Genomic DNA, 12,892 nt, shown 5'->3' with positions numbered 1-12,892 from the left:
ATCAAGGGTGCGGGCTTCGCGCCCCTCCAAACGACAACGCCGGGACAGCTCATCGAGCCGCCCCGGCGCATTGCTCGGGTACTATCGCACGCTTCGACGAATCAGCTCTTCGCCTTCGGCATCTGCGAAACCAGCGACAAACCGACATCCATGCCTTCCACCTGGAAGTGCGGCACGATGAAGAGCTTGATGCGGAAGAAGCCCGGATTGTCCTCGATGTCCTCGACCATCACCTTCGCTTCGCGCAGCGGATGCGATGCCTGCAGTTCATCGCCCGGATCTTTCATCTCGGTGACGAGGCCCTTGATCCAGTTGTTGAGCTCGAGCTCGAGCAGACGGCGGTCGAGATCAAGTGGTACAAGATCGACGACGCGGGCAAGGAGAAGAAATACTTCAACACCAGGCTCGATAACTTCAAGGTCGTCGCCGTGCGCCCGAAGATGCTCGACATCAAGGTTCCGGACTACGAGAAGCACACCCATCTGGAAGAAATCGAGCGGCGCTACGAACAGATCACCTGGTCGTACAAGGACGGCAACATCATCCACAAGGACACGTGGAACGAGCGCTCGTAAGCATCGCGAGCGTCTTCTGACGACTCACGCGGTTTCATTTCCTCGTCACCGTACTTCCCATGACCATGCGCGATTCCACCCATCTACTTCGCCGGCTCAACCCGCATTGTGCGCGCACGCTCGGAGCAGCCGCGAGCCTGTGCCAGACGCGCCTCTCCGACGAAATATCACCGCATCCTCCCGACGGTCTCGCGCGAGTTGCTCACGCGCATGGCGCGCGGCGCCGCGCCTGCCGAGATTCGCCTCGCGAGCTCGGAAGAAGGCAATCTGACGATCGAATTCATCGATCGCGGCGAGGCCGTGCACGCGAGCGTCTGACGCAGCGACGCCGCCGGGTGTCTTCAGGATGGAGCAGCGAGTGCGTGAGGGGAAGATCGAAGATCATCCCCTCCGCCAGCGGCGCACGCTACTCATGCCACTGTCCCGCCCCACCCGCGAACGCCGGCACGCCCATCTCCTCGCGGCTCCTCGCCTCGCGCGCCTCGTCGGCTTCGACCGTCTTGCTCGTGTCGATGAAAAGCGCCGCGAACGCGCCCACCGCGAGCAGCCCGGCCGAGATCGTGAACGGCACGTTATAGCTGCCCGTCTCCTGGATCAGATAGCCGAACGCCACCGGCGACACCATGCCCGCCACGCCGAAGCCCGTGTTCATCATGCCGCCCGCGGTGCCCGCATACTTGCCCGCGATATCGAGCGGCAAGGTCCACAACACCGGATTCGTGATCTCGAGGAAGAAGAACGAAGCGGTCAGGAACCACACCGCCGCTATCGGGCTCGGCGCATTGACCATCGGCAGAAGGAAGGCGAGCGAGCCGCCCATGCCGACCACCAGAATGCTGCAACGCGCGAGACGCAGCCGCCCCGTCATCCTGTAGATGCGGTCCGAGAGCACGCCGCCGAGCGTATCGCCGATCACGCCCGCGAGCAGCGGCAACGCGGTGAACAACGCGAGATGCTTCAGATCGAAGCCGCGCGACTCCTTCAGATACGAAGGCAGCCACGTCAGATACACCCACAGCAGCCAGCCATAGCAGAAGTCGACGAAGGTCACGAGCCACATGCGATGGATCAGCTTGCGCCACGGCGTCGCGTTCTTTCTCGCCCGCGCACATTCCCCCGCGCGATAGCCGATTTCAGCGGTCTCCTCGGGCGTCACGCGACGGTTCTCATCGGGCGAGTTGGTGAACACGCAGAGATACAGCACCGTCCATGCGAGGCTCGCGATGCCGAGCAGGATGAACGCCTCGCGCCAGCCCGCCGCCGCCACCACTGCGAGCACGAGCGGCGGCGTCACCGCGCCGCCGAGCCGCGCGAAGCTGTGCGTGATGCCTTGCGCGAAGCCGCGCTCGTGCACCGGCATCCAGAAAGTGAACGCGCGCGTCGCGGTCGGGAACGCGCCGCCCTCGCCGATGCCGAGCGCGAGCCGCAACAGCACGAGCATCCCGATGCTGCCCGCGAAGCCCGTCGCGAGCGTCGCCGCGCCCCAGATCAGCGAGAGCACGGTGAGAACGAGCTTGGGACCGAAGCGGTCCGCAAGCCATCCGCCGACGACCTGCATCACCGCATACGGATACGCGAACGCGGAGAACACGAGCCCGAGCTGCACATTGGTCAAGCCCATCTCCTGGCGAATCAACGGTCCCGCCACGGCGATGTTCACCCGGTCGATGTACGAGATGAAGTACATCAGACACATCACGCCGAGAATGATATGGCGCGTCTTCACGCGCTGACGATGCCTGTTCATGCTGTCTCCTAAGTCCATCTTATGTGGAACGGTCGAGTCCTGCGAGTGAACCCGTGCACGCTTATCCGGCTGGCGGCGCGCTCTGCACGAGCTTCAGGCGCTGCACCTTGCCCGACGGGCCGCGCGGCAATGCATCGGTGAAGCGGAATTCGCGCGGTGTCTTGTAGCGGCCGAGTTCACGAAGGCAATGCGCGCGCAGATCGGCGACATCGAGCGAAGCCGCGCCGCCGCACGGCACGATGAACGCGACGATGTCCTGGCCATACGCCGGATCGGGCACGCCGACAGCGGCCGCTTCGAGCACGCCCGGATGACGCAGGAGCGCCTCGTCGATCTCGCGCGGCGCGATGTTCTCGCCGCCCTTGATGATCAGTTCCTTCGCGCGTCCGTTGATGTAGAAGAAGCCCGCTTCGTCGCGATAGCCGAGATCGCCGGTGCGCAGCCATCCGTCGGCGGTGAAGGCATTGCGGGTTTCGTCGGGACGCTTGTAGTAACCGCTCATCAGCTGCTCGCCGCGCAATACGAGCTCGCCGGTTTCATGCGCCGCGCACTCGCGCCCGTCGAGACCGACGATCTTCGCTTCGCCGCCCGATGGCAAGCCGATGCTGCCGATCCTTCTCATCGTTGGCTCATACGGATTGCTGAATGCGGGCGCGGCGGTCTCCGTCATCCCCATCGTTTCGATGACGCCGATACCGAAGCGCGCCTCGAACGCGCGATGATGATCCGCCGGCAACGCAGCCGATGCGCTGCGGCAGAACTTCAGCGCCGACAGATCGCAGCCCTGCGCGCCCTCGCCGTTCAGCAGGTAAGCAACGATGGTCGGCACCACGTTGATCCACGTGCACCCGTGTTGCGATGCCTCGCTCCAGAACGTGCGCGCGGAGAAGCGCGGCGTCATCACCGCCGAGCCGCCGTGATAGAGCGGCGTCAGCAGCGCGACGACGAGACCGTTGATGTGATAGAGCGGCAACGACACGAGCACGCGATCGTCTTCCGTCAGGCGATGTTCCGCGCTGATGTTGCGCATGTTCGCGAGCAGGCTCCGATGACTCAGCAGCACGCCCTTGGGCGCGCCCGTCGTGCCCGACGTGTACATGAGCAGGGCGGTATCGCCGGCGTTCATCGCGCCCGTATCGCTCGCGACGATATGCGTGCCGGGCGCATCGTCGCGCACCAGCGGAATTGCGCGTGCGGGAAGCATCGGGATATCGGGCAATGCATGCGAATCCGGCGATGTGCGCACCACCGCTATCTCGCGCGTCATGCCTTCGCCGCGCAATGCATCGATTGCATCGACGATGATGTCGTGCGTATCGTCGGCGACGAAGATCGCGCGCGTATCCGAATGCTCGACGATGTAGCGCACCTGCGAAGGCTGGCACAGCAGGTTCAGCGGATTCGCGACGAGGCCGCTGTACATCGCCGCGAGCAGCAGCCGCGCAGTCTGGATGCCGTTGCCCATGAAGACGGACACGACATCGCCCGAACGCAGACCCGCCGCCGTGAAGCGCGCTTCGAGCGCGATGCAATCGTCGCGCAATGCGCCGAACGTCAGTGCATCGTCCTGTGTGATGGAAAGCAGAAACGGCTTGTCGGGCGCGTGTCCGGCGCGCGCATCGATCAATGCGCGCAGCGTCGGCGCATCGAGCGGCACGCGATCATGTGCAACGATTCGATCGGCGAGCGCGCTCATCGTCCGATTCTCCGGAAGTAATCGCCGAGCAATGCATCGACTTCCGGCACATGCTCCGCGATCGGATATGCGACGCGCGTGACGTTCAGGTATTGCCGATAACCGAGATTCGACGAGAAATTGTTGCCGCCCCAGGTGCCGCAGCCCATCGACAGCGAGAACGGCAGACCGTTGTCGAAGTTGCCGCCTGTCGCAAGGCAATGCGCCTGATCGACGATCACGCGCGCCACCGGCAAGCGCGTGCCGAGCGTGACGGCGAGCGCGTCGTCCGCGCCATGCACGCCGACCGAATGGCCCGCGCCCATGTAGCCATAGATGCCGCGCACGATATCGATTGCGGCCTCGATGTCCTTCGCGCGATACACGGTCAGCACCGGAGAAAGCTTTTCGCCGGAAAACGGATAGTCGGCGCCGTAGCCGCTCTCTTCGACCATCAGGAACTTCGGCTCGCGCGCGGCGATATCGTCGAGGCCCGCTTCGCGTGCGATCGTCGCCGCCGAACGTGCGGTGCAGCGCGCCGAGAGCTTGCCGTCATGCCACATCGCCGCCTGCAATTGCGCCTTCTGCGCGGCATCCAGAAGCACGCCGCCCTGCTTCGTCAACGCATCGAGCATGGGCGCGTAAATCGCATCCTCGATCACGACGCTGTTCTCCGATGAACAGCTCGTGGCGTTATCGAATGTCTTGGACACGGCGATCTTGCGCGCCGCATCATCGGGATTCGCGCGTGCCGTGACGATCGATGCGACATTGCCCGCGCCCACGCCGAAAGCAGGCGTGCCGCTCGTATAGGCCATGCGGACGTTGCTTTGCGAACCGGTCGCGACGACCAGATCCGCGAGCTTCATCAGCGCGGCGGTCGCGGCCTTGCCGATCGGATGCGGCAGCATCTGGACGAGATCGGCATCGAGACCGGCCTTCGCGAACTCCGCATGAATGAACTCGATGAGCAGCGCGCACGACGAATAGCCCTTCGGAGAAGGCGCGACGATCACCGCGTTGCCGCACTTGAGCGCGTTGACGATCTTGTTCGCGGGCGTCGCGCCCGGATTCGTCGATGGCGTGATCGCCGCCACCACGCCGACCGCGCGCGCGATTTCCACGATACCGTGTGCCTCGTCGCGCGCGATCACGCCGCATGTCGCGACGCCGTGCAGATCGCGCAAAAGGCCGAGCGTCTTGCGATGGTTCTTGCGGAACTTGTCGTCGGCATTGCCGAGGCCCGTGTCGCGCACCGCGAGTTCCGCGAGCTGCCGGTTGCGCTGCGGCTCCATGATCGCCCACGCTGCTGCCGCGGCAGCGATATCGAGGGTCTCCTGCCCCGCCTGCTCGAAGCGTTGTTGCGCGGCGCGCGCTCGCGTTACGAGCGCGGCGACGATGCGTTCGACATCGGGTTCCTGTGTATCCGGCGCGTTGTCGCGGGGACGCGCGAGCGTTGCGCCGCTTGCCATGTGATTCATGCGATAGACCTCGGCTGTTGGAAGATTGGACGTGCTATCCAATCTAGTCAGCCGCGTTCATCGCGCGGTCCCGTTTTCCGGGCTTACGCATGCAGCGAAACCGCCAGCATCGGAAATGCAGTTTTTCGGGACTTTCCAGAGTCCCGAAAACCGGTGTTTTCGACGCACAATGAAATACAAACGCAAAGTAGATAGACGGAGACTAGCAACGTGACGTCGAATCAATCGAATGCCGCCGCCGTGCGCGCGTTCCGCGTGCTCGAAACCCTCGCCGAAGCGAATCGGCCGTTATCGATGACCGAGCTCGTCGATGCGCTGGGCCTGCCCAAGCAGACCGTGCATCGCATCCTCGTGCAACTGATGGACGCATGGCTCGTCACGCGCGGCGCGAGCGACAAGCTCTACGAATGCTCCGCGCGCGTGCGCACGCTCGCCATCAACGTGCTGATGCATGCGGGTCCCGCCGCGGCGCGTCATGCGCTGCTCGAACAACTCGTCACGCGCGTCGGCGAAACCTGCAATCTGACGATGCTCGCGGGCAACGACGTCGTCTATGTGGATCGGGTCGAAACGGGCTGGCCGCTGCGCATGCATTTGCAGCCGGGCTCGCACGTGCCCCTGCATTGCTCGGCGAGCGGCAAGCTGCTGCTGAGCTTTCTGCCGAAGGAGCGGCGCGAGCGCATGATCGAGCGCCTGCCGCTGCGTTCGTACTCGGAACGCACCATCACGGATCGTGACGCATTGCGCCGCGAACTGGCGTTGACGCGCCGCCGCATGCTGGCGATCAACAATCAGGAGCATTTGCAGGGACTCGTTGCGATCGCGGTGCCGGTGATGCTCGATCGCAATCGCGCTTGCGCGGCCATCGCGATTCAGGCGCCGGTGGGACGCGTCGCGCTCGAAGAACTGCTCGCCTTCGAGCCAGATCTGCGCCGTACCGCTGAGGAAACTGCCAAGACTTTCAGGGAATGAACAGCCGGTTTGCATTGCAGCAAACCGGCTGTGAACTTCAGCGCTTATCGTTCGACGGTTTGAAGATGCTGCGTCGAGTGCTCGTCTGATTCGATCTCGACCTCCTTGCGGCCGCGCTTGAACACCACATACGCGACGATCAGAATGCCGAGGCTCGCGACGCCCAGCCACAGCGGCTTGCGCTGATCGGGGATGAAGGCCATCGCGACGAGAATCGCCGTCATCCCGAAGATCGCGAGCCATGTGAGATAGGGAAATCCCCACATACGCACGCGCAGGTCGTTCGCTTCGAAGCTCGTCATGCGGGCACGCAGACGCAGTTGCGAGAACGCGATCAGCAGGTACACGAAGAGCGCAACCGTGCCATACGAATTGACGAGGAAGGCGAACACCGTATCCGGCGAGACATACGACATGATCACCGATACATAGCCGAACACCGTGCCGAGCAGAATCGCGCGTGTCGGCACACCGCGCTTGTTCACCTTCGCGAGACCGAGCGGCGCATCGCCGTGACGGGTCAATGCGAACAGCATGCGCGATGCGGCATACAGGCCCGAGTTGAGCGCGGACAGCACGGCGGTGAGCACGATCGCGTTCATCAGGTTGGCGGCGGCGGGCATGCCCATCACATTGAGCGCGCTCACGTAAGGCGTCGACATCTGATGCGAATTCCAGGGCACGAGCGCCACGACCAGCGCGACCGAGCCGACATAGAACACCAGCACGCGCGTGATGACCGAATTGGTCGCCTTTGCGACAGCCTTCGCCGGCTCCTTCGCTTCGGCCGCCGCGATCGTGACGATCTCCGCGCCGAAGTAGAAGCCTGTGGCCGCTACCGCGCCTGTCATCACCGGTCCTATTCCGTTGGGCATGAAGCCGCCATGTCCGAGGAAGGTCGTAGCGACATCGGTGGTGTGCATCGACGCGGGCCACAAGCCGCAGACGTACAGACCGCCGAGAAACAGGAACACGATGATGGCGCCGACCTTGATCGACGAGAACCAGAACTCGAATTCGCCGTAGCTGGCGACCGATATCAGGTTGGTCAGCGTGAGCACGACGAGCAGCACGAGACTGATGATCCACGATGGGACATCGGGTATCCAGAACTGCACGAGTTTCGCGCCCGCGACCGCTTCGAGCGCGATCACGATGACCCAGAAGTACCAGTACATCCATCCGGTCAGGAAGCCGGCGAGACGGCCCGGCCCGCGCTGCGTTCTGAAAGCCAGCCGCGCATATTCATAGAACGAGCCGACCGCGGGCATCGCGCAGGCCATCTCGCCGAGCATGCGCATGACGAGGACCACGAGGCCGCCTGTGATGAGAAAGGAGAGAATCGCGGCGGGACCGGCCTGCTGGATCACCACACCGCTGCCGACGAAAAGTCCGGCGCCTATGACGCCGCCCAATGCGATCATCGTCATGTGGCGCTGCTTGAGGCCGCATTTGAGATCGCTTTGCTCCGTGCTCGATTGCATGTCGTCTCCTGAATTGCTCTAGTCGATGTGCGCCTTCGCCCGCGAGTTCAGTGCCGACGGGTCGAGGCGTTTCATTGCGTCACGTGGTGCCGGTCTCCTTCATGCTTCAAAGTGCCGGCCGATCCTTGCGATAAGCGTTTTTCACCGCGATCTTGCCGTCCCTGAACGTGAAGACGTCCACCATGCGCGCCTCGATGCGCGAGCCGTCCGTCTTCGTGCCGCGAAACGTCGATTCCGACACGCCGCGCTCGCCGCTCACGAAATGCTCGCCGTCCTTCCACGATGCGTCGGGGCACGTTTCCCAGGCGAGCGTGAAGCCCTTGCGCACTTCATCGCGGCCCTTGAAGGTGCGGCCCAGTGCATCGGGTCCGGCCACGCCATGAAAAACGCATTCGTCCGCCATGCAGTTCATCAGCGCGTCGATGTCGTGGCGGTTCCACGCATCGTTGAATGTTTCCAGCAGGCGGATGTAGTCCTGATTCATTTGAGTGCTCATTTGAAGGGGTTTTCAGTACGTTGCGAAAGAATTCAAAGAGGGTTCAGCGCTTCTCGTCCTGCGCCAGATACTTGTGATACAGAAACCGCTGGCCGACACGGCGGAACGGCGCGAAGCCCTTCCACCGGACCATGCCCATCACGTTCGGATATTCGAGCGCGGTGTCGTAGATCGGCAGATCGTCGCGCTTGTGTTGCCATTTGCCCGCGACGCGCTCGGCCATGCGCCGCCCCGCATGCGCGGAGAACGACACGCCGTTGCCGCCATAACCCACCGCATAGAAGATGCTTTGCTGCGGATCGGGCTGCGCGACGCGCGGCATCATGTCGTGACTCACATCGACCCAGCCCCACCACGAGTAATCGATGCGAATGCCCTTCAGCGAGGGAAACTTGCGATGCAGCCCTTCGATCAGCACCTCCATGTGCCGGGGATTGGCCGCGTCCGCGCCGGTGATGGCGCTGCGGCTGCCGATCTGCACACGGTTATCGGGCAGCAGGCGATAGTAGAAACGCAGCGTGCGCGTATCCGTGATGACCTGGCGCGTGCGAAATCCGGTCGATGCCAGCTCGTCCTGCGTGAGCGGCCGCGTCACGAGCGAGTTAGAAAGAATCGGCATGATCTTCGCGGAGAGCGCGCGATGCATGTCGTTGCGCGTATAGCCGCCCGTCGCGAACGCGACCGCCTTCGCGCGAATCACGCCACGCGGCGTGCGGACGTGATGCACGCCGCGGATCGTTTCGACGTTCAGCACGGGCGTGCTCGGATGCACCTTCACGCCGAGCGAGCGCGCCATGCGCAGGTAGCCGAACGCGAGCTTGAGCGGATGCACGCCGATGCCATCGGGTTCGAGCAGCGCGCCGCAGCTTTCGCGATCGTCGACGTAGGACTGCGCGACTTCCTTCGCGCTCAGCATGCGCGTGTCGTAACCGAAGACATCGCGCATCACCTTGCATTCGTTGGCGAGGAAGTCCATCTTGCGTGCGCGATGCGCGATGTAAAGGTGACCGCCCGGCTGCGGATCGCAGGCGAATTCGCCGATGAGCTGCTTGAACGTGTCGAAGCCTTCGCGGATTTCGGCATCGAGCTTGAGCGCCGTCTCCTTGCCCCAACGCTCGATCCATTGCGAGCGATAAAGACGGCCGCTCGCGTTCTGCCCTTGTCCACCATTGCGGCTCGTGCAGCCCCACGCGGTGCGGTTCGCATCGACGATGGTCGCGCGGATGCCGTGCTCGCGCGCCAGAAAGAGCGCGGTGGAAAGGCCGGTGAAGCCGGCGCCGACGATCAGCACATCGACATCGGCATCGCCGGGCAAGGGTCCGTCGTCTGCGGGCGGCTCGCCAGCGGTCGCAACCCAGTAGGTGGGCGCATAGTCCATCGCCTGGCGGCTGATGGGCGAGACGAGCGGATCGTAGAGCGGATCGTATGGGGCGCACGCGTCGCTGTGGGCCGGTGCAACGTAGTCGAGAGTAGCCACCGATGACTCCTTGGAAAGTACCCTCATACTGCACCGAACTTTTTTTGCCTCTTAGTACCAGGCCAAAACCTTCGTTGGTGCCAGGGACGTATGGGTCAGCGCGGTCCTTGCGGGGCGTGTTTGCGCGGCGCTGCTGGCCTCAGCGATGGGTCTTTTCTGGCGCTATGAACCGACTCGACACGCCATTCATCGGCGGATTGCGATGGCATGGCGTGCGCGGGATGGAGATCAGGGAGAAGTGCGTGGTGCCGCGATAATCAAGTGCTGCTTCTACGCCGCGCACCGAGCCATGCGGCGAGCTTCGCGAATAGTGTCATATCGGGCGGCACGGATAGATCGACCGCGAAGTGATGCCGGTAATACGGGCTCAGATCGAGCCCCACGCCGAGCCCGAGCACTTCCACCCTCCGCGCCGCTTCATGCTGCTCGACGACCTCGCGCAAGTGCTGATCGAGATAGTTCGGATCGTTGGCCTGCGCGGTGGCGCTGTCCATCGGGCTGCCGTCGGAGATCACGACGAGAATGCGCCGCGTTTCTTCCCGCGCGACGAGCCGCGCGCACGCCCAGTCCACCGCTTCTCCGTCGATGCCTTCGCGGAACAGATCGGCCTTGAACAACGCCGCGATATCGCCGCGCGCCACGCGCCAGCTCGCATCGCCTTCCTTGAAAATCATGTGGCACGCTTCGTTGAGCCGGCCCGGATACTTCGGCCTGCCCTTCGCGAGCCAGTCGAGTTTCGCGCGCCCGCCGTTCCATGCGCCAGTGGTGAAGCCGAGCACTTCCGTCGCGACGCCCGCCATGCCGAGCGCGCGCACGAGCACGTCGATCATCACCGCGACGGGCTCGATGCTCGTCTTCATCGACCCCGAACAGTCGACGAGGAAGCTCACCGCGCAATCGGCATGCGGCCGCTCGCGCTCGCGTCTGAACACGCGCCGCTCATCCGGCGATGCCACTACCTGCGCGAGCCGCCGCCCGTCGATGCGCCCTTCTTCTTCACCGAAGGACCAGCCATCGCGGCGCGGCACGGTAATCGAGGCCTGCAGCATGCGCGCGAGACGCGGCACGTTGATATGGCGCGCGGCGATCAGATCGTCCAGCCGTTCGCGATATTCGCGCAGCAACGCGGCGCGAATCAGCGCAGCCGGGCGAATGGTCTTGTCATGGCGCGCGGTGAAGATGCGATAGTCCTCACCCGACGCCTCGCGCGCGCTGCTGTCACCGCTCGCGGCAAGCGCGAGCCGTTCGATGTCGCCGTCTTCATCGTCGATATCGAACCAGGTGCCGAGCATGGTGCGCGCGGCCTCTTCCTTCTCGTCATCGGACGATGCATTGCTTTCGACGAACGCATGCCGCACGTCGCGCACCATCGCGCCGATGCGCCGTGCGATATCGAGCGCGTGGACCGCATAAGCGCGCTGATCCGCGCCATGCCGCCGCAGACCCGCGAGCGCGTTGCCGAGCGATGGAGCCAGCGCCGCGCGCGTCGCTTCGATGATCCCTTCCGTTGCTTCGAGCACGGCACGGCCGGACAGACGCGATTCGGCCATTTGCGCGACCGTATAGATCAACAGGCCGATATCGCTGTCGAGCAAGCCCGTTTCATAACAGGCGAGCGCCCATGCGTCGAACCGATGCCGCACGTTGCGCCTCATGCCTTCCATACCGGCGGGCACGCGCATTTCGCAACGCAACTGTTCCAGCATGTCGAAGACGACCCGCTCGACGGCGTCATCGGGCGCGAGTTCGCGATGCAGTCCGGCATCCGAATACACGATGCGCAGCGCGGACGCATCCGCCGCGCCGCGTGTCGATGCGAAATCTTCTTCGTCCCTGCGATCGCCGCGCAGATGCGGCGCATGCAGCGGCACGGGCCGCAAATGGCGATACAACTTGCCGCCGCGATAATGCAAGGCTTCGTCGCCTGTCAGCGCGCGCACGGCCGCCGCGCACAGCGCGTCGCGTCGCGCGAGTTCACGCGAGTCGCTCATTTTGCCGGCTCGTCGTGCCACTGCGACGGCGTATCGAGTTCCTCGCCGAACGCACGCTGAAAATATTCAGCGACGATCGGCCGTTCCGCTTCGTCGCATTTGTTCAGGAAAGTGAGACGCAGCGCGAGCTTCGGATCGCGGAAAACCTCGCAATTTTCCGCCCAGCTGATCACGGTGCGCGGCGACATCAGCGTCGACAGGTCGCCGGCCTGAAAGCCGCGTCGCGTGAGTCCCGCCATGCTCACCATCGAATCGACGAGCGCGCGGCCCGCGTCGTGGTCGAGCTGCGGCACGCGCGCGAGCACGATGCGCGCCTCTTCCTCGCGCGACAGGTAATTCAACGTCGCGACCACGTTCCATCGGTCGATCTGCGCGTGATTCAGCATCTGCGTGCCGTGATACATGCCGTTCAGGTTTCCGAGGCCGATCGTGTTGGTCGTCGCGAACAGGCGAAAAAAACGGTGAGGCTGTATTACGCGGTTCTGGTCGAGCAGCGTGAAGCTGCCATCGCGTTCCAGAATCCGTTGAATGACGAACATCACGTCGGGGCGGCCGGCGTCGTATTCGTCGAACACCAGCGCGACGGGCCGCTGCAGCGCCCACGGCACGATGCCTTCCTGAAACTCGGTGACCTGCACGTCGTCGCGCACGACGATCGCATCCTTGCCGACGAGATCGAGACGGCTCACGTGGCCGTCGAGATTCACGCGCATGCACGGCCAGTTCAGGCGCGCCGCCACCTGCTCGATGTGCGTCGACTTGCCCGTGCCGTGCAGGCCCTGCACCATCACGCGCCGGTTGAACGCGAAGCCCGCGAGGATCGCCAGCGTGACCTCGGGATTGAACCGATACGCCTCGTCGATTTCCGGAACGTGCGGGTCGCGCGTGCCGAATGCCGGCACTTTGAGATCCGTGTCGATGCCGAAAAGCGTGCGCACGGACACGCTCCGGTCCGGCTCGTCCAACCATGTGTCGCGCATCATGATGCCTCGTC

Annotated in this window: 9 protein-coding genes and 2 pseudogenes; 2 read left to right on the top strand and 9 right to left on the bottom strand. The window is 64.0% G+C overall.

Going from position 1 to position 12,892, the window contains the following annotated elements:
- Positions 1-101: 101 nt before the first annotated feature.
- Positions 102-344: pseudogene (locus AWB78_RS28400) on the bottom strand (type VI secretion system contractile sheath large subunit); the annotation flags it as partial.
- Between AWB78_RS28400 and tssD the strand changes: the two are divergent.
- Positions 339-575 (top strand): annotated as a pseudogene (gene tssD, locus AWB78_RS28395) (type VI secretion system tube protein TssD); the annotation flags it as partial. The pseudogenes AWB78_RS28400 and tssD sit on opposite strands and share 6 nt — an antisense overlap.
- A 406-nt stretch (positions 576-981) precedes the next feature.
- Here tssD and AWB78_RS28390 read toward each other — a convergent pair.
- The 3 genes from AWB78_RS28390 to sauS all read right to left on the bottom strand — a co-directional run bounded on the left by AWB78_RS28390 (position 982) and on the right by sauS (position 5,478).
- A complete protein-coding gene (locus AWB78_RS28390; protein ID WP_062609519.1) occupies positions 982-2,322 on the bottom strand; it encodes an MFS transporter in 1,341 nt (446 codons plus the stop codon).
- 61 nt (positions 2,323-2,383) lie between these two features.
- On the bottom strand, positions 2,384-4,018 hold the full coding sequence (locus AWB78_RS28385) for an AMP-binding protein (RefSeq protein WP_062609516.1): 1,635 nt from the start codon (positions 4,016-4,018) through the stop codon (positions 2,384-2,386).
- A complete protein-coding gene (gene sauS, locus AWB78_RS28380; RefSeq protein ID WP_062609514.1) occupies positions 4,015-5,478 on the bottom strand; it encodes an acylating sulfoacetaldehyde dehydrogenase in 1,464 nt (487 codons plus the stop codon). Before sauS ends, AWB78_RS28385 begins: the two co-directional genes overlap by 4 nt.
- Positions 5,479-5,688: 210 nt before the next feature.
- Between sauS and AWB78_RS28375 the strand changes: the two genes are divergently transcribed.
- On the top strand, positions 5,689-6,450 hold the full coding sequence (locus tag AWB78_RS28375; RefSeq protein ID WP_062609512.1) for an IclR family transcriptional regulator: 762 nt from the start codon (positions 5,689-5,691) through the stop codon (positions 6,448-6,450).
- 44 nt (positions 6,451-6,494) lie between these two features.
- Here the strand turns inward: AWB78_RS28375 and AWB78_RS28370 are convergent, their stop codons facing one another.
- The 5 genes from AWB78_RS28370 to AWB78_RS28350 all read right to left on the bottom strand — a co-directional run bounded on the left by AWB78_RS28370 (position 6,495) and on the right by AWB78_RS28350 (position 12,881).
- Positions 6,495-7,934 (bottom strand): amino acid permease, encoded by a 1,440-nt coding sequence (locus AWB78_RS28370; RefSeq protein ID WP_062609510.1) that lies wholly within the window; start codon positions 7,932-7,934, stop codon positions 6,495-6,497.
- A gap of 106 nt (positions 7,935-8,040) precedes the next feature.
- Positions 8,041-8,430 carry a nuclear transport factor 2 family protein gene (locus AWB78_RS28365; protein WP_062609508.1) on the bottom strand — a complete coding sequence of 130 codons (390 nt, stop codon included), beginning with the start codon at positions 8,428-8,430 and terminating at the stop codon, positions 8,041-8,043.
- A 43-nt stretch (positions 8,431-8,473) separates the two neighbouring features.
- Complete coding sequence (locus tag AWB78_RS28360) at positions 8,474-9,907, bottom strand: NAD(P)/FAD-dependent oxidoreductase (protein WP_082883444.1); 1,434 nt, start codon at positions 9,905-9,907, stop codon at positions 8,474-8,476.
- 257 nt (positions 9,908-10,164) lie between these two features.
- The gene (locus tag AWB78_RS28355) at positions 10,165-11,898 is read right to left on the bottom strand and encodes a cobaltochelatase CobT-related protein (protein ID WP_062609504.1); all 1,734 of its coding nucleotides are present in this window, start codon (positions 11,896-11,898) and stop codon (positions 10,165-10,167) included.
- Positions 11,895-12,881: an AAA family ATPase gene (locus AWB78_RS28350; protein ID WP_198399364.1), complete on the bottom strand. Its 987-nt coding sequence runs from the start codon at positions 12,879-12,881 to the stop codon at positions 11,895-11,897. Before AWB78_RS28350 ends, AWB78_RS28355 begins: the two co-directional genes overlap by 4 nt.
- Between the last annotated feature and the right edge of the window lie 11 nt (positions 12,882-12,892).

Origin of the sequence: Caballeronia calidae (assembly GCF_900044055.2) — a bacterium.
Lineage (GTDB): Bacteria > Pseudomonadota > Gammaproteobacteria > Burkholderiales > Burkholderiaceae > Caballeronia > Caballeronia calidae.
This window is presented reverse-complemented; position numbering and strand designations above follow the sequence as displayed.